This is a genomic window from Chryseobacterium sp. SIMBA_038 (assembly GCF_046535115.1).
Lineage (GTDB): Bacteria > Bacteroidota > Bacteroidia > Flavobacteriales > Weeksellaceae > Chryseobacterium.
The window spans coordinates 1-244 of sequence record NZ_JAWRXH010000374.1 but is presented as its reverse complement, the minus strand read 5'-3'; the positions used below and the strand labels follow the sequence as shown (position 1 = coordinate 244).

The window sequence follows — 244 nt, the reverse complement described above, 5'->3', positions numbered from 1 at the left end:
GTGTCTGCTTGTCGGTGCCGTAGGTGATATCGGTGCCGTTGTGCTTGAGCGTCAGGCGGTTCTTGTTGACGTGGTGCTTGCGGTGCCGGGCAATCACATAGGCATCGGCTCCATCCTCGACTGTGAGGCTCACACGACAGTCCTTGCCAATCGTGTCATTGATCACATCGTCAGTGGTCACGCCGCGTGCTGTGCGGCCGTAGAGGCACCAGAACAGACTATCGACCAGCGTGGACTTGCCGGA

General features: G+C 59.0%; 1 protein-coding gene. It reads right to left on the bottom strand.

Annotated elements, in window-relative coordinates; all coding sequences use genetic code 11:
* Positions 1–244 (bottom strand): AAA family ATPase (locus tag SB689_RS23950; protein ID WP_410694523.1); only part of this gene is annotated, 244 nt, incomplete at both ends.